This window comes from Rhizobium sp. TRM95796 (genome assembly GCF_025779995.1).
In the GTDB taxonomy this organism is placed as follows: Bacteria; Pseudomonadota; Alphaproteobacteria; order Rhizobiales; family Rhizobiaceae; genus Rhizobium_E.
Window position 1 is genome coordinate 174,673 of sequence record NZ_JAOXHE010000010.1, and the last position, 25,944, is coordinate 200,616.

Annotated in this window: 21 protein-coding genes and 1 pseudogene; 11 read left to right on the top strand and 11 right to left on the bottom strand. The window is 63.9% G+C overall.

The window, feature by feature from the left end:
* Positions 1-85 precede the first annotated feature (85 nt).
* The 4 genes and pseudogenes from OCK01_RS20600 to OCK01_RS20625 all read right to left on the bottom strand — a co-directional run bounded on the left by OCK01_RS20600 (position 86) and on the right by OCK01_RS20625 (position 4,301).
* Positions 86-1,159 carry a 2,3-butanediol dehydrogenase gene (locus OCK01_RS20600; protein WP_263825568.1) on the bottom strand — a complete coding sequence of 358 codons (1,074 nt, stop codon included), beginning with the start codon at positions 1,157-1,159 and terminating at the stop codon, positions 86-88.
* Positions 1,160-1,321: 162 nt separating this feature from the next.
* Positions 1,322-2,512, bottom strand: a pseudogene (locus tag OCK01_RS26480) (sigma 54-interacting transcriptional regulator).
* A 126-nt stretch (positions 2,513-2,638) separates the two neighbouring features.
* Complete coding sequence (locus OCK01_RS20620; RefSeq protein ID WP_263825571.1) at positions 2,639-3,175, bottom strand: TetR/AcrR family transcriptional regulator; 537 nt, start codon at positions 3,173-3,175, stop codon at positions 2,639-2,641.
* Between the two features lie 181 nt (positions 3,176-3,356).
* A complete protein-coding gene (locus OCK01_RS20625; protein ID WP_263825572.1) occupies positions 3,357-4,301 on the bottom strand; it encodes a nucleoside hydrolase in 945 nt (314 codons plus the stop codon).
* A 100-nt stretch (positions 4,302-4,401) separates the two neighbouring features.
* On the opposite strand from OCK01_RS20625, the gene OCK01_RS20630 reads away from it, so the two are divergent.
* The 5 genes from OCK01_RS20630 (at position 4,402) to OCK01_RS20650 (ending at position 9,585) form a co-directional block, all read left to right on the top strand.
* Positions 4,402-5,421, top strand: coding sequence for an isopenicillin N synthase family dioxygenase (locus tag OCK01_RS20630; protein WP_263825573.1), 1,020 nt, complete (start codon positions 4,402-4,404; stop codon positions 5,419-5,421).
* Between the two features lie 18 nt (positions 5,422-5,439).
* Positions 5,440-6,744: an NAD(P)/FAD-dependent oxidoreductase gene (locus tag OCK01_RS20635; protein ID WP_263825574.1), complete on the top strand. Its 1,305-nt coding sequence runs from the start codon at positions 5,440-5,442 to the stop codon at positions 6,742-6,744.
* 117 nt (positions 6,745-6,861) lie between these two features.
* Positions 6,862-7,719: an ABC transporter substrate-binding protein gene (locus OCK01_RS20640; RefSeq protein WP_263825575.1), complete on the top strand. Its 858-nt coding sequence runs from the start codon at positions 6,862-6,864 to the stop codon at positions 7,717-7,719.
* A 119-nt stretch (positions 7,720-7,838) separates the two neighbouring features.
* Positions 7,839-8,786 (top strand): amino acid ABC transporter permease, encoded by a 948-nt coding sequence (locus OCK01_RS20645; protein WP_263825631.1) that lies wholly within the window; start codon positions 7,839-7,841, stop codon positions 8,784-8,786.
* Positions 8,779-9,585 carry an amino acid ABC transporter ATP-binding protein gene (locus OCK01_RS20650; RefSeq protein ID WP_412179048.1) on the top strand — a complete coding sequence of 269 codons (807 nt, stop codon included), beginning with the start codon at positions 8,779-8,781 and terminating at the stop codon, positions 9,583-9,585. The genes OCK01_RS20645 and OCK01_RS20650 overlap by 8 nt, the downstream gene beginning before the upstream one ends.
* A 161-nt stretch (positions 9,586-9,746) precedes the next feature.
* Here OCK01_RS20650 and OCK01_RS20655 read toward each other — a convergent pair whose 3' ends face one another.
* From OCK01_RS20655 to OCK01_RS20675, 5 genes are all read right to left on the bottom strand, one after another.
* Entirely contained in the window at positions 9,747-11,813 is a 2,067-nt protein-coding gene (locus OCK01_RS20655; RefSeq protein WP_263825576.1) for an exonuclease domain-containing protein, read from the bottom strand.
* A 7-nt stretch (positions 11,814-11,820) separates the two neighbouring features.
* Positions 11,821-12,342: a hypothetical protein gene (locus OCK01_RS20660; protein WP_182829787.1), complete on the bottom strand. Its 522-nt coding sequence runs from the start codon at positions 12,340-12,342 to the stop codon at positions 11,821-11,823.
* 11 nt (positions 12,343-12,353) lie between these two features.
* Positions 12,354-14,180: a DUF294 nucleotidyltransferase-like domain-containing protein gene (locus OCK01_RS20665; protein WP_263825577.1), complete on the bottom strand. Its 1,827-nt coding sequence runs from the start codon at positions 14,178-14,180 to the stop codon at positions 12,354-12,356.
* Between the two features lie 87 nt (positions 14,181-14,267).
* The gene (locus tag OCK01_RS20670) at positions 14,268-16,034 is read right to left on the bottom strand and encodes a sodium:solute symporter family protein (protein ID WP_263825578.1); all 1,767 of its coding nucleotides are present in this window, start codon (positions 16,032-16,034) and stop codon (positions 14,268-14,270) included.
* 12 nt (positions 16,035-16,046) lie between these two features.
* Positions 16,047-16,304, bottom strand: a complete 258-nt coding sequence (locus OCK01_RS20675) for a DUF4212 domain-containing protein (RefSeq protein WP_263825579.1) — start codon at positions 16,302-16,304, stop codon at positions 16,047-16,049.
* 515 nt (positions 16,305-16,819) lie between these two features.
* On the opposite strand from OCK01_RS20675, the gene bchI reads away from it, so the two are divergent.
* From bchI to OCK01_RS20705, 6 genes are read left to right on the top strand one after another with little or no spacing between them, the layout of a single operon-like run.
* The gene (gene bchI, locus OCK01_RS20680) at positions 16,820-17,848 is read left to right on the top strand and encodes a magnesium chelatase ATPase subunit I (RefSeq protein ID WP_263825580.1); all 1,029 of its coding nucleotides are present in this window, start codon (positions 16,820-16,822) and stop codon (positions 17,846-17,848) included.
* On the top strand, positions 17,841-19,655 hold the full coding sequence (locus OCK01_RS20685) for a VWA domain-containing protein (RefSeq protein ID WP_263825581.1): 1,815 nt from the start codon (positions 17,841-17,843) through the stop codon (positions 19,653-19,655). Before bchI ends, OCK01_RS20685 begins: the two co-directional genes overlap by 8 nt.
* A complete protein-coding gene (bchO, locus tag OCK01_RS20690) occupies positions 19,655-20,563 on the top strand; it encodes an alpha/beta fold hydrolase BchO (protein WP_263825582.1) in 909 nt (302 codons plus the stop codon). The genes OCK01_RS20685 and bchO overlap by 1 nt, the downstream gene beginning before the upstream one ends.
* Positions 20,560-22,122: a phytoene desaturase gene (locus OCK01_RS20695; RefSeq protein ID WP_263825583.1), complete on the top strand. Its 1,563-nt coding sequence runs from the start codon at positions 20,560-20,562 to the stop codon at positions 22,120-22,122. The genes bchO and OCK01_RS20695 overlap by 4 nt, the downstream gene beginning before the upstream one ends.
* Complete coding sequence (locus OCK01_RS20700; protein WP_263825584.1) at positions 22,119-23,294, top strand: phytoene/squalene synthase family protein; 1,176 nt, start codon at positions 22,119-22,121, stop codon at positions 23,292-23,294. Before OCK01_RS20695 ends, OCK01_RS20700 begins: the two co-directional genes overlap by 4 nt.
* Entirely contained in the window at positions 23,287-23,430 is a 144-nt protein-coding gene (locus OCK01_RS20705; protein ID WP_263825585.1) for a hypothetical protein, read from the top strand. Before OCK01_RS20700 ends, OCK01_RS20705 begins: the two co-directional genes overlap by 8 nt.
* Here OCK01_RS20705 and OCK01_RS20710 read toward each other — a convergent pair.
* On the bottom strand, positions 23,415-24,140 hold the full coding sequence (locus OCK01_RS20710; RefSeq protein ID WP_263825586.1) for a carotenoid 1,2-hydratase: 726 nt from the start codon (positions 24,138-24,140) through the stop codon (positions 23,415-23,417). The two genes, OCK01_RS20705 and OCK01_RS20710, sit on opposite strands and share 16 nt — an antisense overlap.
* Before the next feature lie 149 nt (positions 24,141-24,289).
* Positions 24,290-25,867, bottom strand: a complete 1,578-nt coding sequence (gene crtD / locus OCK01_RS20715) for a 1-hydroxycarotenoid 3,4-desaturase CrtD (RefSeq protein ID WP_263825587.1) — start codon at positions 25,865-25,867, stop codon at positions 24,290-24,292.
* Positions 25,868-25,944: the final 77 nt, after the last annotated feature.

Genomic DNA, 25,944 nt, shown 5'->3' on the forward strand with positions numbered 1-25,944 from the left:
TTTCGTGAAGCGCCCGAGGACGCTCCATTCGGCTTTCGAGCCGTCGACAGCCGGGCTCCTCTCCCGGCAACCGAGGCGGAAAAGGCTATTTCGAAAGATCGATCAGGATCTTCAAATGCGCGCCGGCGGGATCGAGCAGAACGTCGAATCCTTCCGTGACGGCCGTATCGAGGGTGATGCGCTTGGTGACGATCCTGGTCGCCGGCAGCAGTCCTGATGCGATCAGCCGGATCACCCTCGGCCAATAATGGGCTGGATAGGCCCAGGACCCCTTGATCTCGAGATCGCGGAAGGTGACCTGAAACCAATCGAGCGGGTTTTCACGAGGATGCAGGCCCGTCTGGACGACGACACCCTGCTTTCGCACCGCGTCGACACAGGCCTTCAGCGCATGTTCGTTGCCGACGCATTCGATAGCCACGTCGCAGCCGACATGGCCTTCGGTGAGGGAACGAACGACATCGCCGACACTGTCACGCTTCGGGTTGATCGTGGCGACATCCGGCAGCACGCTTTTCGCCAGTTCGAATCTCGCATCATTGAGATCGGACACGAAGAGCTGCGCCGCTCCGGCGGCGCGGGCAGCGAGAAGCGTCAACATGCCGATCGGACCTGCGCCGGTCACCAGCACGCTGTTGCCGGCGGTCACGCCGCCGCGATCGCAGGCATAGACCGCGACCGCCGTGGGCTCGACCAGAGCAGCCTCTTCATCGGTCATGTCATCGGGAATTTTCTGGACATTGTATTCGTTGACAACGGCCGCTTCCGCCATGCCGCCGCCATCCCAGCTCAGCCCGACCAGCGCCAGTTCGGGGCTCAGATGAAACAGACCGCGATCCGCGAAATAGTCGCTGGATCTCGGCATGACCAGCGGCTGGATCGACACCCGGTCGCCGACGACCACGGACGTCACCCCTTCCCCGATGGCCTCGACCACGCCGCCAAATTCATGACCGAGAACCTGCGGGCCATATGCGCCGGTGAAGGGGTGCGGATCGGTGGGGATAAAAATCGGCCCATAGCTATATTCGTGCAGGTCGGTGCCGCAAATGCCGACGAAGCGATTGCGAACGAGCACCTGCCCGGGTCCCGGATGTTTCGGCTCGGGAAGGTCTTCCAGCCGCAAGTCCCTGGCCGCATGAAATCTGAGCGCGCGCATATTCTCTCCCTCTGGTCTTTTCGACGCAAGGTGAGCTGCAACGCCCATGCCAATGGCCATTCGCCATTCAGTCGATTGAACTTGTTGGATATTCCTGATCGCCGGCCATACTGTGCGCCACATCTGCGGCGCCACAGGTGTGGCGCGCGCCACAACGGGCGCTCAATGCGGTCGCTCAATGCCGAGGCGTTTCATCCGCCGATGCAGCGTGGTGCGATCGACGCCGAGCCGCCGGGCGGCCTCGGACACATTTCCTTTGCAGATGGAGAGGATGGCGCGGACGTCCGCCTCATCTTTTTCTCGGTCGGGCAGAACGCCGGTGAGCGTGAGATGATCGGGCAGGTCGACGACCTCGATCACGCCGCCCTCGCACAGCGCCGCGGCGAAAGCGATGGCGTTGTCGAGTTCACGGATGTTGCCGGGCCAGCAATAGCCGAGGACCAACAGTCTGGCGGCGCTCGAAAGCCGAAGGGATCGGCCCGCTGATCCGTGCTTTTCGAGAAGGGCGATCCAACAGCCAGGGAAAATCCTCGCGCTTTGAAAGCGGCGGCAGCGCGAGCACAGCCGCATTCAGCCGATAATAGAGATCCGAACGGAAGCCGCCCGCAGCCACCAGATCGGCCAGCAATCGATGCGAGGCCGAGATGACGCGGAAATCGACCTTGCGCGGCGACGATCCGCCGACGGGCAGCACTTCGCCCTCGGCCAGCACCCGCAGCAATCGGCTTTGGGCCGCGAAAGGCATGTCACCGATCTCGTCGAGAAACAGCGTGCCCCCCTCAGCCTCCTCGACCAGTCCCTTGCGTCCCTTGGCGAGCGCGCCGGTAAAGGCGCCGGGGACATGGCCGAACAACTCGCTTTCGATCAGTTGTTCGGGAATGGCCGCGCAATTGACGGCGTGTGGGTGATGTCGAAATGATCGGTCCGGTGGATGGTCAGGGCTTCGCCGGTGGCGATGCAGGCGCCGACCGCGCAGGTGCCGGCGCGCGGTTCCGACCATTCCTAACCGAGGTAAAGGCCGGCTTTGCGCAGATTGTTGTTGAAAGAGGGATCGCCGAGGAATTCGACTGTCACGCCCTGGCGATCGGACAGCAGAAGAACGTAATTCTGCTCGGCGACCTGCCGGTATAGCCGTTCGAGACCGGAACGGGCGATGTGGACCAGATCCTCCGCCTGCTGGCGATGTTCCCGCAGCCGCGTTTCGGACACGAAGACCGCTTCCCGCGCTTTGGCCGGATCTAGTTGATAAGTTTCCAGGCATCGCCGCCAGGATTCCACCACCAGCGCATCGCGACCGGTATTGCTGCCCTGGCCGACGCGTTCGATTTCCTTCACATGCTCAGAAAAACCCATGAAATCACCGGCCCGTCAAGGACCGCCTCCCGTGATCTTCGGGATGAGCATAGCCTCAAATGCGGCGGGAGCATAATCATTCGATCAATGCCGCCGGCTCGGCGCCCGGTCGACGCGACAGGCCCGTCATGGGCTCTTGGCGAGCGGCCCCAGCAGCACATCTCCGAACAGAGGCTGATAGCTCTTGCGGACGTCGGGGGCTTCCTTGAAGGACAAGGCGTATTGGCCGATCTGGTGGAAATAGGTGATGCGCGCCCGCACGATGCTTTCCTTTTCGGAATAGCCGATCGCGAGGAAGGACCGCACCAGGAGATTGATGCGCAACGCGTCGATCGCATCCACTTCGCGAGCAATCTCCTTCGAGGTCCGGGCCCAATCGCGGATCGCGAGATCGAGCTTGGGGCTGAATGGTTCCTCATCCACCCAGGTGTGGACGATGTCGCTGAAGAACTGCACGCCGTCGGTCACGTTTTGATCGACCATCGCCTGGAAGGGCGCGCAATTGGCGCGCCGCCATTCGGACAGCAGTTCCTGGTGCAGATCCTTCAGTCTCGAAAAGTGAAAATAGAAGCTGCCGCGCGTCACCTTGAACTGCCGCGCCAGCCGATCGATCTTCACCTCTGCGATGCCGCCCTTTTCCAGGACCTTGCGCGCGGCAGCCACCCAATCTTCACGAGTGAGCGTCCGCCGAGCGACCTTTCCACCGTCCCCGGCGTCTGGGGCTGTCGATGACTGTTTTGCTTTTGCCAAAGGCTTTTTCGCTTTCAAGACCGGGAAGGGCCGGCGACGCTCGCCGGCCGGTCCGGACATAATTTCCTGCCGTTAGCAACCAGCGGGCGCAGAATCAAGGGAGGGCGCTGATCCGCTCCAACATAAGTGCAAAGAAAGGATCGGGATCGATGCGGCGCAGCACGTTGCAGTTTTTCTCCTGCCCCGTCACATGCCACCAATCCACAACCGTCATGCCGATCGTGACAGGCGATGAGATTTCCACCGTCACATGGCATTGGCGCTGCTCGAAGATCTCCGGCGCCAGCAGATAGCCGGTGACGCAGGCGTCGTGGATCGGCCGCGCCTCGGTCGGGAATTTATGCGAGCCGTAGATGCGGAAGAAATCGGCGAGATTGGCCGCCTCGATCGCGGCGCGGCTGCCGGTGGCGCGCAACTCGCCGAGCCATTCCGGCGTCATCTGCGCCGTATAGGTGCAGTCGATTCCCGCCATCGTGACAGGAACGCCCGATGCGAACACTTTGTGGGCGGCATGCGGATCGACGAAGATGTTGAACTCGGCGGCCGGCGTCGCATTGCCGCCCTCGAAGAAGCCGCCACCCATCAGCACGACTTCGCGGATGCGCGGGATGATCCGCGGCTCCATCGTCATCGCCATGGCGAGATTGGTCATCGGTCCGAGCGTGCAGACGGTGATCTCGCCGACCTCGGCTTCCATGATGGTGCGAACCATCCAGTTGACGCCATGTTCTGTCTGGAGCGGCGTCACCGGCTCCGGCAGATCGGCTCCGTCCAGGCCGGTCTCGCCATGCACATATTCCGCCGTCATCAGCGGCTTGACCATCGGCGCCGGGCAGCCGGCGAAGACCGGGACGTCGGGCCGGCCCGCCAGTTCCACCACTTTCAGCGCGTTGATCGCGGTCAGTCTGAGGGGAACATTGCCCCCGACCGTGGTGATCCCGACCACCTCCAACTCCTTGGGCGAGCCGAGCGCAAACAGAATCGCAAAGGCGTCGTCCTGCCCCGGATCGGTGTCGATGATGATCTTGCGTGGGGTCATTGATTTGAAATTCCCATGATTGACGAATGCCTATTGCCGATATCATTTCTATGTGTAGAAATACAGTACTGTATCGTATGTTCAAGACAGGAGTTTGGCGATGACCTCGATCGACCGCGGCGACTTTTCCGAGATCCCGATTCTAGATGTCTCCTCGCTGTATGGGGATGACGAGGCGGCCATCCGCGCCACGGCGGCGACGCTGCGCAGCTATCTCGAGACCATCGGCTTCCTCTATGTCGTCGGCCACCCCATTCCCCGCGCCGATGTCGAGGCGGTCCGCGATGCCAGCAAGCGCTTCTTCGCGCTGCCGGACGAGGAAAAACTCAAACTGAAGATCGATAAGAATTTCCGCGGCTTCCTGCCGTTCGCCGGTTCGACGATCGTCACCTCCTCCGTCGCGACCGTCAGCAAGCCCAACCAGAGCGAATCGATCTTCTTCATGCATGAGGTCGACGAGAACGATCCGCGCGCGGTCGCCGGCGAGCCGCTGCAGGGCCCGAACCAATGGCCGGACGAGGCGCAGCTTGCCGGCTTCCGCGCTACGATCGAGCATTATGTCGAGGAGATGAGCACGCTGGCGCGCAAGATGGTGCGGGCGATCGCGCTGTCGCTCGGCCTGCCCTCGGACAATCTCGACCGCTATTTCGAAGATCCGACCACTTTCCTGCGCCTGCTGCACTATCCCACCCAGCCGCAGGAAGAAGGCCTGTTCGGCTCCGCGCCGCACACCGATTACGGCTTCATCACCCTGCTCGCCCAGGACGATGTCGGGGGCCTCGAAGTCAAAAACAAGGCCGGCGAATGGGTGCCCGCGCCGCCGATCCCGGATTCCTTCGTGATGAATGTCGGCGATATCCTCGCCCGCTGGTCCAACGACGTCTTCGTCTCGACTCCGCACCGGGTCATCAACCGCACCGGCCGCGAACGCTATTCGCAACCCTTCTTCTTCGATCCGGCCATGCATGAAATGATCGAGGCGCTGGACGTCTGCGTGCCCGCCGGGACCGAACCGAAATATCCGCCGGTTCAATATGGGGACTACCTGATGGAGCGGATCGACAAGAACTATCACTATCGCAAGAAGCAGGCGGCGGAAGCCGCCGCCGCCAAGGCCTGAGACCCCGAGGAGGCGCATTTGGGACCGCAGGTCGACCCTGTCATCGCCGCAGAGAGGCCGCCCGCCAGGACCGACGTGGTTGTGGTGGGCGGCGGCATTATCGGCTTGAGCACGGCGCTCTTCCTGGCGCGCCGCGGTCTGTCCGTGACTGTCTGCGAGAAAGGCGACTTTGTCGGCGAACAATCGAGCCGTAACTGGGGCTGGGTGCGGCGCATGGGCCGCGATCCCCGCGAACTGCCGCTGATCGTCGAAGCCATGCGGGTCTGGGACGGCATGAATGCGCTGGTCGGCGCCGATGTCGGGTTTCGCAGGACCGGCATCCTCTATCTCTGCGACAGTGAAGAGGACGTCGATCATCACCTCGACTGGCTGAAACGGGCGGGCGAATTCGCTTTCGACAGCCGCCTGGCGCGGGGCGCCGAGCTCGTGGATCTCCTGCCGGGCGCCGCGCGATCCTGGCATGCGGCGCTTTACACGGCGAGCGACGGTCGGGCGGAACCGCAAAAGGCCGCCTCGGCCATTGCGCACGCGGCCGCCGCCGATGGCGCAGTTCTCGTGGCCCATTGCGCTGTCCGCGATATTGAGACCGCCAATGGACAGGTTTCGGCCGTGATCACCGAGCATGGCCGCATCGACTGTCAGACCGTTGTGGTCGCCGGCGGCGTCTGGTCGACCAAGCTATTGCGCCGCCTGAACGTACGACTGCCGCAACTCGGCGTCCGCGCCTCGGTGTTGCGCACCAGCCCCGTGGCGGGCGGTCCGAATGGCGCAGCCTGGTGCAAGGAATTCGCCTATCGCAAGCGGCTCGACGGCGGCTATACGATCGCCGACGGCAGCCAGAACCGGCATGATATCGGCGCCGACAGCTTCCGCTATTTCAAGGATTTCGTGCCGATGATGCGGCAGGAATGGGGAAGCTTCAGCCTGGGTCTCACCCCGCCGCCGCCGACCGACGCCAGAGGAGAGACAATTTTTGAGCAGACCCGCACGCTCGATCCAGCGCCGATGGACAATCGGCTGCAGCAGACATTAGCGGATCTGCAGAAAGCTTTCCCCATTTTTCGGGGGGCGAAAGTGGAGCAGAGCTGGGCGGGCATGATCGACGCGACGCCCGATGCGATTCCGGTCATCTCGAAAGTGAAGTCGCTTCCTGGACTGGTGATCGCGACGGGTTTTTCCGGACATGGCTTCGGCATCGGCCCCGCCGCGGGCAGGCTCGCCGCCGATCTGGTCACCGGCGCTGCGCCGCTCGTCGATCCCACGGCCTTTCGTTACGAGCGCTTCATCGACGGAACGCGGCCGAGGCCGACGACAGGGGTTTGAGACGCAGAGACATGATCAGAATTTCCATTCGGCGGGACCGGATTGGAAGCCGCCGGGATCAGGCAAGGTCTGAGACTGGCGCCGGAAGTAACAACAATGAAGAGAGGAACGACTAACATGACATCCTATCTGACCTATGCAGGCCTCGGCCTCGCCGCCATGATGACGGTCTGGAGCGGCGCCGCCGTTTCGGCAGAGATCAAAGCTTCGCCTGATGTGGCGAGAAGCGGCAAGCTTTCGGTCGCCAACACGCTCGATTACGCACCCTTCGAATATCTCGACGCCGACGGCAAGCAGACCGGCATCATCGTCGAACTCGCCGGCGAAGTCGCAAAACTCGTGAAGGCCGATCTCGACATCCAGCGCACGCCCTTCCCCTCGATGATCCCGGGCTTGGCCTCCGGCCGCTTCAAGATCGCCTGGGAGACCTTCTCCGCCAATCCCGATCGCCTCAAGCAGGTCGATTTCGTGATGTTCATCAAGGCCGGCATCGCCGCCTCGACCTCGCCGGAAAAGAAGGACAGCTTCACCGGCGACATGCCGCTCTGCGGCAAGCGCATCGGCGTTTCCGCCGGCAGCGCCTCCGACTTCCTGGTCGACAAGCTCTCAAAGGACTGTGCGGACAAGGGCAAGGAAGAGATCAAGAAGTCGGTCTTCAACTCCTCGACCGACATCGTCCAGGCCGTGCTCTCCGACCGCGTCGACGCCCGCATGGACGACGCGACCGCGTCGAGCTATTTCGAAGTCACCAGCAAGGGCCAGTTGGTCGTGCTGCCGACGCTCTACGACGTCGCGCCGCTCGGCCTCGCGATCGCCAAGGACGATCCGGCAACCGCCGACATGATGGTGTCGGCCCTTGCGGAGCTGTTCAAGAACGGCAAGTATCAGGAGATCCTGAACAAATACGGCATGGGCGCCTATGCGATCAAGGAGCCCTATTTCGTCAACAAGATGGAAGCCCTTCGCGCCGAATAAGGCCGGAAACCGGCTCTCATCAGGAGCTTGACCTATTCATGAGCGCCGCCGATCGACTTCGGCGGCGCATCGTCGGCGTTTTGCGCCGGACGCCCTTCGAGAACTCCAAGGACAGTGATATGAGCACCGCCGATCCTCCCCAAACCCACGCGCATGCGGCCATCGCCGAGCAGGTCTCGCGCCTGAAGGTCGTGCCGCAACGGCAATACGGCATCTGGATCGGCACTGCGCTCGCTCTCGTGCTGGCCGGGTTCATCATTCGCGCCTTCGCCGTCAATCCCGCCTTCGATTGGGGCACGGCGATGGGCTATCTCTTCCATCCGCCGATCCTGCGCGGTCTCGGCACGACGCTTCTGCTGACCGTGCTGATCATGGCGGTCGCGATCGTCATCGGCGCAATCGTCGCCATCATGCGGGTGTCGCCGAGCCCGATCCTGCGCGCCTTCGCCGGCGTCTATGTCTGGTTCTTCCGCGGCGTGCCCGCGCTGATCCAGCTGATCTTCTGGTTCAACCTCTCGCTCCTGGTGCGCGAGGTGTCGCTCACCATTCCCGGTCTCGGCACACTCTTCTCCATCCGCACCAACGATCTGATGTCGCCCTTCCTTTCGGCTGTCGTGGCGCTGTCGCTCTGCGAGGCGGGCTATATGGCCGAGATCATCCGTGCCGGCATCAAGTCCGTTCCCTCGGGACAGGCGGAAGCGGCAAGCGCGCTGGGCATGCCCTATCGCATGATCCTCAAGCGCATCACGCTGCCCCAGGCCATGCGCTTCGTCGTGCCGCCGACCGGCAACGAGGCGATCAATCTGCTCAAGATGACCTCGCTCGTCACCTTCATCGCCGTCGACGACCTCTTTTATTCGGCCCAGAGCATCTACGCCCGCACCTTCGAGACCATCCCGCTGCTGATTGTCGTGGCCTTCTGGTACCTGGCGGTGGTCAGCATCATGTCGGTCGGCCAGCATTTCCTCGAACGGCATTTCGGCCGAAGCGACAAGCGAGAGGACTCGCTTCTCGCGGATGTTTTCGCCAAACTCATGCCCGTCCGCAGGAGCCATAGCCATGTCTGAGGCCAGCCTCTCCAACCGCGCCCGCTTCCAGATACCGGCGGAATCCATGGTTTTCGCCCGCGGCGTTCGCAAATCCTACGGCAATCTCGAAGTGCTGAAGGGCATTGATCTGGACGTCGCCAAGGGCGCGGTCACCTGTATCATCGGCCCATCGGGTTCCGGCAAGAGCACGTTTCTCCGCTGCATCAACCATCTTGAGAAGCTGTCCGGCGGCCTGCTGCTCGTTGATGGCGAATTCGTCGGCTACGATCTGGTCGGCGACAATCTCTACGAGGTCAAGGACAGCCTTCTCTGCCAGCGCCGCGCCGAGATCGGCATGCTCTTCCAATCCTTCAACCTGTTTTCCCATATGACGGTGATGGAAAACATGATCGAGGCGCCGACCCAGGTGCGTCGCATCCCCATCGAGCAGGCCCGCTCCGAGGCGGAAGTTCTGCTCGAGCGCGTCGGCCTCTCCGACAAGCTCGACCGCTATCCGCGCGAACTCTCCGGCGGCCAACAGCAGCGCGTCGCGATCGCCCGCGCCATGGCCATGAAGCCGAAGGTGCTGCTGTTCGACGAACCGACCTCGGCGCTCGATCCGGAACTGGTCGGCGAAGTCTTGAACGTCATGAGAGATCTCGCCGAAAGCGGCATGACCATGGTGGTGGTGACGCATGAAATCGGCTTCGCCCGCGAAATCGGCGACCAGTTGATCTTCATGGATCAGGGCGTGATCGTCGAACAGGGCGATCCGCGCGCCATGATCGCCGATCCGCAATCGCCGCGCACCCGGGAATTTCTGTCGCGGGTATTGTAAGACGCGGGCGACATGATTTGGACGCGCCGGCTTCGGACGCGTCTTGCCGACAAGCAGAATGGCTTCATGCGCAGCAACCCGCCGCGCTGAAGCTCAAGACCGGATGCAAGCTCCGACGCCTGGGCTGCGTTCGATGTCATTTCTGTCGAAAACGGGCCGACTCACCGGACATGTCGATCGTTCAGGTCGCGCACGAGCCTCTGGTGGCTGCGCAGTTTGGTCAGCACATCGCCGAAACGGACGAGCCCCTGACCCGCCAACATATCCTTCAGCTTGATGAAGATGTCGGCCGTGGCTATGGCGTCGCCGAGGGCTGTATGACGATCTCTTTGCTCAATGCGAACCCCGAGGCGATCCGCGAGCGCGTCGAGCGTGTGCGTCTCCGCCCGACCGAAGGCGCTTGCCGACAGGAGGACCGTGTCCAGGATCGGATTGACGAAGCGCAGCCCCAGTTCTCTCTCCCGTCGCGTAAGGAACTCCATGTCGAAGGGCGCATTATGGGCCACGAGCACGGCGCCTTCCGCGAAGAGATGAAATTGCCGAACGGCCTCCCGCACGCTGACTGCATCCAGAACCATCGCATCCGTCACCCCGTGAATGGCCGTAGCGGAGCGCGGGATTGCTCGTCCCGGGTTGATGAGAAGGTTGAAGACCTCGCTTCCGATACGTTTGCCGTTCACGATGCGCACGGCGGCGATCTGAACCATCTCGTCTCCCTGTTCCGGTAAAAGACCCGTGGTCTCCGTATCGAAAACCACATAGGTCAGGGCGTCCAGTCGCGCGTCGGCGAGCTTCTCGTCGTGGATCCGCGACAGAAGTTCGAAATTGTAGACGACATGCCTCGATACGTCCGCTCCGTGCGCGTGCTGCTCGCTCAGTTGCAGGCGTATGGAGATTGACGGGGCTTCGTCGGCTCTGACGGCCAAGGCCGCGGCGCCATGCGCCAACAGGATCGCCTCGCCGGTCGCGCCGCTTTCGAACACCGGCTCGTCCAGCCACGTTTTCAACTCGTCGGGACAGACGCTGCCCCCCTGCCAGGACAAGGCGACTTCGGCCGCCCCCTCGACCGGCGCGACAGACAAACGATAATCGGCGGCTTCCTTCGTCTCGCTGATCCGGTCGATGAGGTGAGCCATCAGACTGACGATGTCGAAAGCGTTGCAGCGTAGGGCAATGTCTGCGACGTCGATGTCGAGAGAGCGCGTCCGCCTGTCCAGCTCGCGCTGCAACAGCCGGGCAATCTCCCGCGCATGCTCGGCCGCCATGGGCCAACCGTCGGAGCGCAGGCGTTCGAATCGCGTCTCCAATTCCGCAAGATTGGTCTCCAGGCGCCGAAGCGGGGGCGACACTTCATCCCCGGCAATCATGTCCAGATCGTGCGCGCCGGCCAGCCGGCGCAACTCCGATACGATGGGTCGAACCAGCGCGAAGACGTCGCCGAGAAGAGCATCACGCCCCGCATGGGCCGCAACCTCCGTCGTGACATCTCTGAGGGTCATGACATAGGCCGCCTGATCCCCACCATTGTCGCCGGCGAGCCGCATGCGCCCGGCAAGCCTTCGTCGTCCACATGGCCCCAGACAGAGGAATTCGACGATCGCATCCGGCTCGGCGCTTTCCAAAAGCCTATGATGCGCGGTGCGGATCGGGCCTTCGCTCAAATAATCGAAAACGTTTCGGTCGAGGCAGACCGGTCTCGACGAGCCCGAGAGCAGGTGCTGGGCGACGCCGTTGTAAAAGACGATGTGATGGCGACCGGTGCAGAGAAGGACTGCAGGCGGAACATCGGCAAGCAATTGCTCGAGCTTGCTTTTGTCGGAAGACAGCCTCGTGGTCTCCCGCTGGACCTGTTCCGCCAGCGCGCCCCTCGTCTGCGCGAGCGTCGCCGCCGTCGCGGACGCCGCCTCGGCGAGCTCGCCGAGATAGCGCGCCTCCTCCTCGCGGAAATCATGCGCCACATTTGCATGCGCCCTTGCCCGCATGGCGGACGCCACTCTGGCGATCGGCCGTGCGAGATGCGTGTCGAACAGGAACCAGATCCACGTCACGATGGCAAGGATCAGAAAACCGGCGGCAATGGCGCTCTGGATGAAAGCGGTCAACATGTCCGGACTGCCTGCTCGGTGATAGCCGAACCACATGCCCACCGCCAAGGCCGCCAGGGCGCCGGCCGCCAAAGCCACGAAAAAGAGCAGGATACGACCGCGCAGGCTGATCCTCGTCAGCATAGCTCCCTCACCCGGCCGCGCATGCGACCTTCAAAGACGCATCGTCGGGCTTCACGTTGTTCCACTCCGCCCCGACGAGACTGCCGTCGTCGGCAATGGCGACATCGGCGTCGATCAGATCGGCGCGTCGCGCATTGCCGCAGTCATAGACCACCTTGACGGGCTTGACCGGCTGCCAGCGCGCCACGAGCAGAATATCCACCATCACCAGACCGGGCTGCTTCGGATTGCGCTTGGCGCCTTTGAGATCGACGGCCGTGAACCTTGTGGTCACCGGCTCGAGATAGGACCAGGGACGCCAAAACGCCGTTTGCTGATTTTTCCAAGTCACGGCGATCCCAGGCAGCGCCGTGGTCATCCGGTCGAACCAGCTATATTCGCTCCAGACCGAATAACACAGCATTCCGAGACCAGCCGTTGCGGGAATTATCCATTTCGGCAAGGATCCCCGGCTCAGCCAACGCAGGGCCATCGCCACGCCCGCCAATGCAACACCGGCGACGACCGCCGCGATCAACTCAAACAGCATTCTTCATTCCTTCAGACGGGCGCTCGACCGCCATTGGCGAGCGCCGATTGCATGGTTCTGACGACGACGAAGGCATCGCGAAGGTGCGACCGCTCGAAATCACCGAAATCATAGGGCGCCAGAAAGTTGTCTGGCTTGCGGACGTCGCGCACCTGCCGCATCTGACTACGCAGGCGCATATCCGAGATGAGATCGTAGGCCGCGATGAGATCCTTGGCCCCTGGCCCGGAGATGATCCCCGCGTCCTCCGCCGCAAGCAGTCGCGCGCGCGTGTTCACCGGCCTCAGCCTGCCCATCAGGGCATAGACGCGTCCGAGATCGACGACCGGCGCCACGCCGTTGTGCTTCATGTCTATATGGTTTCGATGCTCCCCGCTTCGGATCGTGGCGAAGCCTCGCAGCAGGCCGAGCGGCGGCGCATGCTTCAGCGCGTTGCTGACCATATGCGCCGTGAAAATCGAATTGCGGCTCGCCTCTTCCAACGTCTCGGCCTGCAGATCCTGATATAGGGACGGATCGCCGCAGATCGGCCTGAGATCGAACATGACGCTCGCCAGCATCTGCGCAGTCGGATCCGGCCGATTGATCCAGTCACGGAAATAGCTGCGCCAGACCGAGAGCGGCTGGCGCCAACGTGGATTGGTCGCCATCATGTCGCCAGGGCAGTAATGATAACCGCAGAGATCCAGACCACGGCTGACTTTGGCCGCCAGTTGTCGGAACCAGGGCATCGCATCCGGCGCGACGCCGTCAGCTATGAAAATGCAATTGTCCTGATCGCTGACGCCGGTCTGCTCCTGACGCCCCTGACTGCCGCAGGCGAGCCAGACATAGGGCGCCGGCGGCGGCCCGAGTTCCAGCTCGGCCAGCACGACAAGACGGCGCGTCACACTGTCGGCGATATCGGTGATCAGCCGCGTGACGACCTCATGCGCGTTGTTGCCGCCGACGAGTTGGACGAGCAGTTGCGGAATACGCGCCGTGATCGCACGCATCGCCTCGGGCGTTTCGGCCGTCGAGATGTCGCGAACCAATTGCGCCGAATTGATTGCGTGAAAACGGATGAGATCCGTCTGCGTGATCATCCCCACCAAGCGGTCGCCATCGACCACGGGCAGATGACCGACACGCTTCTCGAGCATCAGATGAAGGATATCCGAGCCGAGCGCTTCGGCGCTCAGACCCACTGGATCCGGCGTCATGACCGCGGACACCGGCGTGGCTTCCGGGTCGAGCCCTTCGGCAAGCACCCTTCCCGTCAGATCGCGGCTGGTGAGGATGCCGAGAAATCGATCACCGTCGACGACGCCGAGGCTGGAGACATGCCGGCCCCGCATGAGAGCTGCGGCCGAACGGACCGTATCGGTCGGACCGCAGACGATCGGGGGACGCGACATGAGCTCGCTGACCTTCTGGACCGACACATCGCCACGACGGCTATCTGTGAACCGCCCGCGGATGAAAAAGCGGGCGAAAACCGCATGTTCCTGCATCAGCCGCCGAAACTCGTCGGCGGGCAGCAGAAGAAGCGCGCAGTCGCTGCGGGCCGTGGCGGTGGTCACAGCGAAGCCATCCGCCATCAGGCCGCGTTCGCCGAAGGAATTGCGCGGCGCAAGTTCCGATATCACCGTGTTGGCGGCGTCCGTTATTTCGACTGCTCCATCCCGAATGAGATAGATGCCCTGCTGTGGATTACCGCGGCGGTAGATCTCCGCATCTTTCCGGAAGGACAGAGGCTGGAAGCGAGTCGAGACCCGTTCGATTTCCTTCCTAGGAAGACTGTCATAGGGGTGAACCGTCTCGAGAAACGCCAGCACGTCGGATTTCGTCTGGGTCATGCGCTGTGCCCTCATGCGGCGCAAAGGCGCTCTGTCTGGTCGAGGGACGAGAGGGGCGATCTGCTCGCCCCTCCCGGTTGCCGTCTATCAGTGACCGGTCGCCGCGCCCGCTCCCCGGGGAACGCGGATGGACTCGACGAGGTCCTGCACATGCTTGGGCGGCGCCTGGGTCATCGTCGAAACGACATAGGCCGTCGCGAAGTTGAGCAGTGCGCCGATCGGGCCGAACGCGGTCGGCGGGATGCCGAACAGGTAGTTGGCCGGAACGTTTTCGAGCATGTTGGTGCCGGCGACGAAGAACCAGCCCAGATAGGTGAACAGGTAGACGCAGGTCACCACGAGACCGACGATCATGCCGAGCGTCGCGCCGAGCGAGTTGATGCGCTTGGAGAAGATGCCCATCATCAGAGCCGGGAAGATCGTCGCAGCGGCAAGGCCGAAGGCGAGAGCGACGGTCTGCGCGGCGAAGCCCGGCGGATTGAGGCCGAGAAACGTAGCGACGAGAATCGCGCCTGCCATCGAGATGCGCGCGGCCATGAGTTCGGACTTCTCGGAAATGTCCGGCTTCAGGAAGTCCTTGATCAGGTCATGGCTGATGGCGGACGAGATCGCCAGCAACAGGCCTGCGGCGGTCGACAGAGCGGCGGCAAGACCACCGGCGGCGATGAGACCGATGACCCAGCCCGGAAGCTGTGCGATTTCCGGATTGGCCAGAACGAGAATGTCGTTGTTGATGGTCAGTTCGTTGCCGGTCCAGCCGCGCTGCGTGGCGGTCTCGGTGAAGCCCGCGGCAGTATCGTTGTAATACTGGATGCGGCCGTCGCCATTCTTGTCTTCGAATGTCAGAAGACCCGTGACTTCCCAGTTGCGCATCCAGTCGGGGCGTTCCTCATAGAGAACCGCGTCCTGCTGGGTGCCGCCGGGGTAGATCGTGTCGATGATGTTCAGTCGCGCCATGGCGCCGACAGCCGGAGCCGTCAGATAGAGGAGCGCGATGAAGATGAGCGCCCAGCCGGCCGACCAGCGCGCATCTGCGACCTTCGGAACCGTGAAGAAGCGGATAATGACATGCGGCAGACCCGCGGTGCCGATCATCAGCGATAGCGTGAACAGTGTCATGTTCAGCATGGAGCCCTGGCTGGTGTAGGCGTTGAATCCCAGATCGGTGACGACCTGATCGAGCTTCTGCAGCAGCGGAAGCGCGGATTCGGTATGCGTCCCAAACAGGCCGAACCACGGAATCGGGTTGCCGGTGAGTTGCAGCGAGATGAACACCGCCGGGATCGTATAGGCGATGATCAGCACGATGTACTGGGCGACCTGCGTATAGGTGATGCCCTTCATGCCGCCGAGAACGGCGTAGACGAAGACGACCGCCGATGCGATCCACAGACCGGTCGAGACGTCGACTTCGAGGAAGCGCGAGAACGCCACCCCGGCGCCGGTCATCTGGCCGATGACATAGGTCACCGAGATGATGATCAGGCAGACGACCGCCGTCAGGCGCGCGCCTTGGCTGTAGAAGCGATCACCGATGAACTGTGGGACGGTATATTTGCCGAACTTGCGCAGATAGGGAGCGAGCAGGAGCGCGAGCAGCACGTAGCCGCCGGTCCAGCCCATGAGATAGGTGGAGTTTCCATAGCCGACCGTTGCGATGAGACCGGCCATTGAGATGAAGGAGGCCGCAGACATCCAGTCGGCAGCGGTGGCCATGCCGTTCATGACGGGATTGACGCCGCGGTTGGCGGCGTAAAACTCGGCCGTGGAGCCCGCGCGCGCCCAGATGGCGATGCCGATGTAGAGCGCGAAGGACGCGCCTACGATCAGCAGATTGAGTGTATACTGATCCATTGTGGGTCCGCCTTACTGCTCGTCGACGCCGAATTCGCGGTCGATCTTGTTCATATACACCGAGTATCCGAAAATCAGTGCGATGAAGACGACGATCGAGCCTTGCTGGGCGAACCAGAAGCCGAGATCGGTTCCACCCACGGCGATGCCGGACAGCGCCGGACGCAGCAGAATCCCAAATCCGTAGGAAACGATCGCCCAGATCGCCAGGCAGATATAGATGACGCGAACATTGGCGGACCAATATGCGTTAGACGAAGATTTATCCATTACGATGACTCCTCCCTTTCTTGATGGGACGTCGCCAGGACGCCCTTTCCTCCACGCCGATCCCACCACTCCGAGTCCCGAGGCGGAATTGACAAGCTTCAAGCAATAACCCATTCCCCAAAGACCGTACATTCGCCGATAGTCGTAGCCCGGGGCAAGCGGTTGGGCGCCTATCGGGCGCGACCACCGTGCGTTTATCTCAAGCCGCGCATGTCGTTCTGGGCCGCGTCTTGACCAGAACGCCCCACGGATGTCCGCACAGGGCGCACCGAGTGAATGGTCCGCACAACGCGCATGAACGACAGACGCCGCGAGCGGCGACGGGAGCGCATCGCCCAGTTTCCTCTTTACGCGAGGCCAAAAGGATGGCGCCGCCGCCTCCGAACAGGGTCGCGGCGACATCGAAATGAGCCGGTTGGCATATGCCGGCAAAAGCAACGCCAACTGTCAATTTCCTCTTCTAATCCCAGCAAGAAAGTGTCAATGTATGTTGACACTCTTTGGAGGAGGGTTCCATGGCGACGCCATTTCCGTTCACGGCCATCGTCGGGCAGGAGGATATGAAGAAAGCCCTGCTGATGGCGGCGGTCGAACCGTTGCTTGGCGGCGTGCTGATCTTCGGTGATCGCGGCACCGGCAAATCGACCGCGGTGAGAGCGCTCGCCTCACTGCTGCCGAAGCTGGAGACGCGCCAGGGCTGCCGCTACAACTGCCTCCCTTCCGAACCGCAGCAGGCCTGTACCGCCTGCCGCGCACAGCCAAAACCGCCTGTCGTCAAGATCCGCGCGCCGATGATCGACCTGCCGCTCGGCGCCACCGAAGACAGGGTTTGCGGCGCGCTCGACATCGAAAAGGCGCTGACCGTCGGAGAGAAAGCGTTCGAGCCGGGACTGCTGGCCGCCGCCAATCGCGGCTTTCTCTATATCGACGAAGTGAACCTGCTCGAAGACCATCTGGTCGACCTGCTTCTCGATGCGGCGGCGTCGGGCGTCAATGTGGTCGAGCGCGAGGGCCTCAGCATCCGCCACGCCGCCCGCTTCGTGCTGGTCGGCAGCGGTAATCCCGAAGAGGGCGATCTGAGGCCGCAACTGCTCGATCGTTTCGGCTTGTCCGTCGACGTGCGCACGATCAACGATCTCGCCTCGCGCATCGAAGTGATCCGCCGCCGGGACGCCTATGAGACCGATTCCGACGCCTTCGCCGGCCAATGGGCGCGGCGAGAAACAGCGATCCGCAACCGCGTCGTCGCTGCCCGGAAGATGCTGCGCGAGGTAGCCATTCCCGATCCGGTGCTCGAACGGATGTCGCAGCTCTGCATGCGTCTCGGCATCGACGGCATGCGCGGCGAACTCACCCTGATGCGGGCAGGCCGGGCCGCCGCCGCACTGGACGGGCGCGGATCGGTATCCTGGAGCGACATCGCCGACATCGCGCCGATGGTGCTTTGCCACCGGCTGCGACGCGATCCGCTGGATGACGCGGGGACTGCGCCGCGGATCGAGCGCGCGCTCGCCACCATGGACAACGGGCTCGGCCATGGGTGATCGCCTCACCCAGGACGAGGTCTGCGAGGCCATGCTGCGGCAAAGCGAGGAGCGCTGGCGCGACGCGCTGATCGCCGCCCGCGCGCTCGCCGCCGCCGGCCCCGAGATCGGCGGTCTGTGGCTGACGGCGCGGGCCGGAGGGGTGCGCGATCTTTATCTCCGTCATCTGTCAAGTCTCATGCCCGGTCCCGTCCCGCGGCTGCCGCCGGGCGCATCCGCCGCCTCGCTTTCGGGCCGGCTCGATGTTGCCGAGACCAACCGCACCGGCAGGATCGTCTGGGATCACGGCATCCTCGCTGCGGTCGATGGCGGCACACTCGTCATTCCTATGGCCGAACGGCTCGACGCGTCCGCCGCTGCCGTCATCGCCGAGATCCTCGACACCGGCCGCCGCCCTGAGCTTGTCCCCGCCGGCGTGGCACAAAACGACAATGCAAAGACACGCCTCACGATCATCGCCCTGGACGAGGCGGTAGAGTGCGAGGAACAGATCCCGTCGATCCTCGGCCAGCGGCTCGGCCTTCACGTCAATCTGGACGGCGTCGCCTGGCGGACCGTTTCGGATCTGCCTGTAGAAGCCGACGCCCGCGCCACGGATTGGCGCGCGGTCGCGATCGACGACGCGCTGCTCGGCCAGATCCTGACGATCGCAGCGGCGGGCGGGAATGGATCGGTCGGCGTCCAGCATCGGCTGGTCAAGGTCAGCCGCATCCTCGCAGCGCTTTCGGGGCGGCTGCGGGTGACCGAGGAGGATGCGCTGACGGCGCTGAGGATCTGCCTCGGCATTCGCCTCGTTCATGGCGAACCGGAGACGGAGCCTATGCCGGACACGACCACGCCGTCGGTAGGCGATGAGCCGGATGAAGCCGAATGCTCTACCCCGCCCGCCGATGCGGCGCCCCGGGACGACGAGCGACCGGCGACGTCCAGTCAGCTCGAAGCCCTGCAGACAGCGATCGAACGGGGCACGATCGAGGGCCTTTCGCTCGCCGTGTCCGAACGCGCCGCGCGTATGGCTGGCCGCGCAGGCAAGGCGGGCGGCGAGGCGAAAAACGCCAGGCGCGGAAGGCCCTATGCGGCCAGCCGCAACGCGCCCTATCCAGACGCCAGGCCCGATCTCGTCGCCACGCTCCGGGCCGCGGCTCCCTGGCAGGAAATCAGGACGCGCCTGCAGCACGGCGAGCGCGACAGGCTCCTGATCCGCAAGGATGATTTTCGCTATCAGCGCCGCCGCCACCTGCGTCCCTCCACCGCGATCTTCGTCGTTGACGCCTCCGGCTCGACCGCGCTCGAACGGCTCGGCGAGACGAAGGGAGCGATCGAAGAGCTGTTGGCGCGCTGCTATGTCCGGCGCGACGAGGTCTCGCTGATCGCCTTCCGCGGCAAGGGCGCCGACCTTATGATGCCGCCCACGCGATCGCTGACATCCGCCAAACGCAAGCTTGCCGACCTGCCCGGCGGCGGCCCGACGCCGCTCGCCTCGGGACTCGAAAAAGGGTTGGAGCTGGCGCTCTCGGTCCGAAGACGCGGGAGTACGCCGGTGGTCGTGGTAATGACCGACGGCAGCGGCAATATCGCGCTCGACGGATCGGCGGATCGGCCGCTGGCGGCGCGCCAGACGGAACAGATCGCCCGGCTCTTCCGCGCCCATGCGGTGACGTCGATCTGCATCGACATCGCCCGGCGGCCGCGCGAGGCCGTCAGCCTTTTGGCCGATCAGTTGGGGGCGTCGCTGCATGTGCTGCGGCAGGCCGATCGCAGCCGCATGTCGGACCTCGTCCACGCCTCGATGGAGGCGAGCCGGTGATGATGAGCGGCGCAACATGGCTCGACTGGCGCCGCGACGGGCTTGATTGGCCGCACCGCGCCGCGAGCCGTTTCATCGACGCCGGAAGCTTCAACTGGCATGTGCAGATCAGGGGGCCCGAGACAGGCTCCACGCTTCTATTGCTGCATGGAACCGGAGCGTCCAGCCATTCCTGGCGCCACATGCTGCCGCTTCTCAGTCAGCGGCGCCGCTGCATCGCCATCGATCTGCCCTGTCACGGCTTCACGCGGCCACGCGCCGCGACGGATCTGTCTTTGCCGGGCATGACGCGCGCGATCACGGCCTTGTTGCGCCGGCTCGGCGTCACGCCCGATGTCATCATCGGCCATTCCGCCGGCGCGGCGATCGCCATCGCGCTTGCGGCGGAAGAGGAGCGCGGGCGTCAGCCGCAGGTGGTGGGCATCAATGGCGCCTTCCGGCCGATCCGGGGCGAGCGACTGTTTTCCCCCATGGCCAAGCTGTTGTTCGCCAATCCCTTCTCGGCCTCGGTGTTTTCGCTGCTGGCCGGGTCGACGCCGCTCGGCGGCAATCTCCTGCAAGCGACCGGTTCGCCGATCGACGCCGAAGGGGCCGCGCTTTATCGGCGTCTTCTCACCTCGTCCGGTCATGTGCGCGGCGCTCTCGGCATGATGGCGGCCTGGGATTTGACCGGCTTCGACCGTTGCGTCGCGGCGCTGGCGCGGCCGCCGATCCTGATTGCCGCCAGCGACGATCCCATGGTGCCGGCGGAGAATTCGCGACAGCTGGCGCGTCAGTGCCCAGGCGCAAAGCTGGCGCTGAGCGAGCGCGGCGGCCATCTCCTGCATGAATGCAATCCCGGCTTCGTCTGCCGCGCGATCGGCGACGCCATCGACCGGTCCTCGAGCGAAGGAGTGGATGCGGCATGAACATCGCCGGACGCTTCAACCCTGATCTCGCCCGCGCCCTCGATCCGGAAGCGCCGCATGCCGTGGTGATCGGCGCGGGCGTCGGCGGCCTTTCGAGTGCTGCGCTTCTGGCCGCCCGCGGCTATCGCGTCACCGTCTTCGACCCACTCAATGCGCCGGGCGGCCGCGCCTATGCGCATCGGCAGGACGGCTTCATCTTCGACGCCGGCCCCACCATCATCACCGCGCCCTGGCTGTTCGAAGATCTCTGGCGCGATTGCGGCGGCCGGATGCAGGAGGATGTTGCCCTCCGGGCCTGCACGCCCTTCTACCGCATCCGCTTCAATGACGGCAGTTGGTTCGATTACTCCGGCGACAAGGCGGCGATGGAGGCGGAGGTCGCCCGCTTCGAGCCGGCCGATGTCGCGGGCTATCGCGGCTTCATGGACGAGAGCCGCCGCATCTACGAGGTCGCCTTCGAGCAATTGGCCGACCAGCCGTTTCACAGCCTCGCCTTCACGCTGAAGACACTGGCGGGCATGGTGCGCCTGGGAGGCTATCGTTCAGTCTATTCCGTGGTGGCGCGCCATTTCCGCAATGAGAAGCTCCGGACGATCTTCTCCTTTCATCCGCTGCTGATCGGCGGCAACCCGTTTTCCGCGACCTCCTTCTATTGCCTGATCGCGCATCTCGAAAGCCGCTATGGCGTGCATTACGCGATGGGCGGTACCAACGCGCTGGTCGAAGGCATCGCCAAGCTCGTGCGGCGCAATGGCGGCGTGATCCGGCTGGGAGAGACTGTCGACACTGTTATCGCCGAAGAAAGGCGCGCGACCGGCGTCCGGCTCGCCTCGGGCGAAACGATCCCGGCCGACATCGTCGTCTCCAACGCCGATCCGGCGACGCTCTATGGCAAACTCTTGAAACACCATCCGCGCCGACGGTGGACCGACGCGAAGATCGCCCGCGGCGATTATTCCATGGGGTTGTTCGTCTGGTATTTCGGCGCGAACCGTCGCTATGACGACGTCTATCATCACACGATGCTGTTCGGCCCGCGCTATCGCGGCCTGCTGACCGAAATCTTCCATCGCCGTCGCCTCGCGGAGGATTTCAGTCTCTATCTGCATCGGCCGAGCGCCGTGGATCCCTCTGTGGCGCCGGAGGGCTGCGACGCCTTCTATGTGCTGAGCCCCGTGCCCAATCTGGCCGGATCGACGGATTGGGAGGCGATGACGGAGACCTATCGCCGCCGCATCGAAAAACGGCTCGAAGAGACGCTCTTGCCCGGCCTCGGCGCCCATATCGTCACCTCGAAAGTGGCGACGCCGATCGATTTTCGCGATAGGCTGCAGTCCTGGCAGGGCGCAGCATTCGCGCTCGAACCAAAACTCCTGCAAAGCGCCTGGTTTCGCCCGCACAACAAGAGCGAAGAGCTCGACAATCTCTATCTCTGCGGCGCGGGCACGCATCCGGGCGCCGGGCTGCCGGGCGTCCTGTCCTCCGCCCGCATCGTCAGCGAACTGGCTCCAGACCCGCTGTCGCTGCGCGCCGGGAAAGTGACGGAGGTTCGGCCATGAGCGCGGGAGGCTTTCCGGATGGGATCGCGCTACGCTGCGATGACCGGCTGTTGGCGCGATCGCCGAACGGCGGGGGCGCCAGTCCCAATTTCGGCTTCACCGGTCAGGAGACGGATCTGCGCGTCTGCACGCAATCGATCCGGCGCGGCTCGAAATCCTTTCACATCGCCTCGCTGATCCTGCCGCGGCCGATCCGGCAGGCGGCGCATGCGCTTTACTCATTCTGCCGCCATTCCGACGATGCGATCGACGAGCCGGGGCGCGGGCCCGATGCGCTGGCGCGCCTGCGTCAACGTCTGGACCTCATCTATGAGGGGCGGCCGCTCGACCATGCCTGCGACCGCGCCTTCGGGCGGCTGGCGCATCGACACGCCATTCCCAAAGGCATTCCCTCCGCGCTGCTCGACGGCTTCGCCATGGACATATCCGGGCGCCGATACCGGACCATCGGAGAGCTCAAGGACTATGCCGCCGGCGTGGCCGCGACAGTGGGCCTGATGATGGCGCTGATCATGGACAAGGACGACTGCTGGACGCTAGCGCGCGCCGCCGATCTCGGCATCGCCATGCAACTGACCAACATCGCCCGCGACATCGGCGAAGACGCCCGCAATGGGCGGCTTTATCTTCCCACCGACTGGCTCGAGGAGGCTGGGATCGATCCGCAGGCTTTCCTGGCGCAGCCTCGCTGTTCCCCGGAACTTGGTCTCGTTGTGCGGCGAGTGCTGGTGGAGGCCGATCACCACTACGCCCTCGGCCATGCCGGCATCCAACATCTACCGGCCGACTGCCGTCACGCCATCCGCACCGCCGCCCTCACTTATCAGGACATCGGCCACGCCATCGCCGCCAATGGCTATGACAGCGTCACCAAACGCGCCCGCACGACGCTTCCGCGCAAGCTCGCTCTGATGGCGAAAGCCGCGCGGGCTCAGCCTTTGTCCCGGGAGGCGCAGCGCCGGGCCATGAGCGCGCCGGCCGATCCGAGCGTCGAATGGCTGATCGAAACCGCTGCCGACGCGGCCGTGTTTGTCAAACGCGAACATGGCGGCGCGCAAGAGGCGGGCCTCGAACGGCTCGCCGCGATTTTGATGGGACTGCAGACGAAGACGAGAGACGACCATCGCATCAGGCGGCTGCAGCGCTACGAAAAGGCGGTGAAGCTTGCTTAATTCCTATTTCGGCCTGATCGAGGCGGTATTCGTGTTCGGATTGGCGATCGGCTTCTATATCTGGCAGAAACGCGACCTCGAGCGCTATGAAGAGCAGGATCGGAAGGCGGACCGGGATAATCAGGATGAGCGCTGAAATCCGGTTCGCCGCGGCATGCGGAAGGGCAGCATCATCCGCACCAGCGGATTGGCGAGCCGCCGGCAATCGAGTGTCTCATGCACCATCGTCAGCGGATGGCCGCTGATGCGGGTGTTGACGAGCGAGCGCCGGTAAAAGGGCGAATCCTCCAGACGACGCACGATCTCCGGTTTCCCCGCCTCGTCACAGGCGATCGCGCCGCCGACACCCCAAAAGCCTCTGGGCAGGCGCTTGGTCGAGGGCATGTCGAACGCGGAAGGCGCACCATCGTCCCCGAACCGCAATGCGAGGCGCCGGCGCCCTCCATGCAGAAGCTCGGCGTCATAAAGGACAACAGTCTCGCCGCTCTCTTCATCGACGCCCCGCGCCCAATCCCAGCCCATGAAATCATGCTCCACCGGGCGGCTGCCGAAATTGACGTCGTGATAGGCGTGACCCGCCCAGCCACCGCCGGGAAAGGCGTGACTGCGCACGACCGCCCGCGCCTGCGGCAGGCGCGGCGACCAGACATGCGCTCGACCCGGATCGAGAGCGAAAGCGGCGTCGCTCTCACTGTCAGCGCTGATCTCGATATCGCCGGTGATGCGTTGCGGAAGCAGGCGCTGTCCCGGCCAAGGCAACGCCATTTCGTCGAAATGGATCAGCAGCTTGCCGGGGTGGATCTCCATGCTGCTGGCGCCGATCTTCATGAGATGAGCGCCACGCATGAGGCTGGCTTTCCCCCGCTCGGTCATCGCCCAGGCGTTTACGCCGGGTCCATAGAGCGCCACGTTGAAAGAAATGTGATCTTCGGGCTCGCGCCGCCCGGCCCAATGATAATAGGGCGAGAAAACCGACCCGACGAAGGCGATGACGCTCAGGGCGAAAGATCCGCAATCGCTGACCGCATCCGCATACCACCAGTGATAGCCGCCAGGCGCGACCAGCCGTTCAAAGCCCTGTCCGCGATCAGGCGCTGGGCGGCGATCTTGCCCGAAAGCGCCGCCATCGGCACGCCCGGCCCCGGATGCACGCTCCCGCCCGCCAGATACAGACCCTTGAGCGGCCCCCGCGCGCCCGGCCGCTGGAAGGACGCCATCCAGCCATGTGACGCCACCCCGTAAAGCGCTCCGCCCGAGCCCGGATAGAGCCGGTCGAAGCTCTCCGGCGTCGTCACATCCAGCATAGCCCGATCGAGCGAGATCGCCAGGCCGTTCTTCTCCAGGCGATGTCTCATCGAAGACAGGCATTGCTCGATCTCGCTTTCCGCAGGGGCATGGCTGTCGCCATCGGCCGGCATGTTCATGAGACAGTAGAGACGTTCAGGGGCGCGCTCGTCTTGCCCGACCGAGCGCGCGCCGGAGGCTCGCCTATCCTGGGCGCAGAGATAGACCGTGGGATCGCGCGGCGGACGGACCTTGTCGAAAATGTCATCGAATTCAGCGCGGTAGTCATCCGAAAAGAACACCGTGTGATGGGCGAGCGGGACGCCGAGGGGCCGTTCGAGGCCGCAAGTCACCAGCGCCGAAAGAGACCGCGGCGACCGCCGCTCCGCAGCCGCCGGCCGCCCCAGAAGCGGGCCGAGCGCGGCGACATCGCCATTATAGAGAACGCTGTCTGCAGCGATGCAGCGCTCGCGATCGGTCAGAACGCCTGCGACCTTTCTGCCGGAGCCGTCGCTGAGAATGGAGGAGACGCGTTCGCCATAATGGATCTCGACGCCGAAATCGCAGGCGATGTCCATCAGCCGCCGCGCCAGCGCATGCATGCCGCCCTCGATCGTCCAGACACCTGCCTGTTCGACATGGGCGACCAGCATCAGCGTCGCCGGCGACAAGAAGGGCGACGAGCCGCAATAGGTGGCGTAGCGGCCGAAGAGCTGGCGCAGCCGCGGATCGGCGAAATAGTCCGACAGCGCCGACCAGAGCGTGGCGAAAGGCTTGAGCGCCATCAGCGCATGGGGTCGATTGAGCCCGATCCGCGCCGATAGCGACAGGGGATTGGGCCTTGCGGCATCGATGAAGCTGCGCTCCAACAGATGATAGATGCGGGCACTGTCGTCGGCGAAACGCTGAAAGCCCTGCGCCTCGCGAGCGCCGGCGAAATCAGCGATCGCCCGGCGGCTCTCCGCGACATCGGCGAAAAAATCCAGCCTTTCTCCATTCCGCCAATAGTGGCGGGCGATGACATCAGAGCGGGTGAGCGGGATTTCCTCGGCCAGCGACGTGCCGCAATGAGCGAGGATCTCGTCGAACACCCATTTCATGGTCAGCACGGTCGGCCCGGCATCGAAGGCGTGGCCGCCTGCCGTCACCCGCCGCATCTTGCCGCCCGGCGCTGCGGCGGCCTCGATCATCTGGACCTTCAGCCCCTGCGCGGCGAGCAGGATGGCGGCTGATATGCCGCCCATGCCGGCGCCGATCACCACCACCGTGTCGCCAGTCCTTTCGCGCACCCTCACCCCCTGCGCCCGATTGACATTCCCCTTCAGTGTGTCAATTTATATTGACAGATTTTTAAGTCAATGCAAAT

Coding starts and splice junctions, on each gene's coding strand:
- OCK01_RS20640 (WP_263825575.1), top strand. CDS start 6,862: ATGACATCCTATCTGACCTATGCAGGCCTCGGCCTCGCCGCCATGATG.
- OCK01_RS20710 (WP_263825586.1), bottom strand. CDS start 24,140: ATGCGTGGCGCTCATCTCATGAAGATCGGCGCCAGCAGCATGGAGATC.
- OCK01_RS20655 (WP_263825576.1), bottom strand. CDS start 11,813: ATGCTGACGAGGATCAGCCTGCGCGGTCGTATCCTGCTCTTTTTCGTG.
- bchI (WP_263825580.1), top strand. CDS start 16,820: ATGGCGACGCCATTTCCGTTCACGGCCATCGTCGGGCAGGAGGATATG.
- OCK01_RS20645 (WP_263825631.1), top strand. CDS start 7,839: ATGAGCACCGCCGATCCTCCCCAAACCCACGCGCATGCGGCCATCGCC.
- bchO (WP_263825582.1), top strand. CDS start 19,655: ATGATGAGCGGCGCAACATGGCTCGACTGGCGCCGCGACGGGCTTGAT.
- OCK01_RS20625 (WP_263825572.1), bottom strand. CDS start 4,301: ATGACCCCACGCAAGATCATCATCGACACCGATCCGGGGCAGGACGAC.
- OCK01_RS20630 (WP_263825573.1), top strand. CDS start 4,402: ATGACCTCGATCGACCGCGGCGACTTTTCCGAGATCCCGATTCTAGAT.
- OCK01_RS20600 (WP_263825568.1), bottom strand. CDS start 1,159: ATGCGCGCGCTCAGATTTCATGCGGCCAGGGACTTGCGGCTGGAAGAC.
- OCK01_RS20660 (WP_182829787.1), bottom strand. CDS start 12,342: ATGCTGTTTGAGTTGATCGCGGCGGTCGTCGCCGGTGTTGCATTGGCG.
- OCK01_RS20700 (WP_263825584.1), top strand. CDS start 22,119: ATGAGCGCGGGAGGCTTTCCGGATGGGATCGCGCTACGCTGCGATGAC.
- OCK01_RS20675 (WP_263825579.1), bottom strand. CDS start 16,304: ATGGATAAATCTTCGTCTAACGCATATTGGTCCGCCAATGTTCGCGTC.
- OCK01_RS20650 (WP_412179048.1), top strand. CDS start 8,779: ATGTCTGAGGCCAGCCTCTCCAACCGCGCCCGCTTCCAGATACCGGCG.
- OCK01_RS20665 (WP_263825577.1), bottom strand. CDS start 14,180: ATGACCCAGACGAAATCCGACGTGCTGGCGTTTCTCGAGACGGTTCAC.
- OCK01_RS20670 (WP_263825578.1), bottom strand. CDS start 16,034: ATGGATCAGTATACACTCAATCTGCTGATCGTAGGCGCGTCCTTCGCG.
- OCK01_RS20685 (WP_263825581.1), top strand. CDS start 17,841: ATGGGTGATCGCCTCACCCAGGACGAGGTCTGCGAGGCCATGCTGCGG.
- OCK01_RS20695 (WP_263825583.1), top strand. CDS start 20,560: ATGAACATCGCCGGACGCTTCAACCCTGATCTCGCCCGCGCCCTCGAT.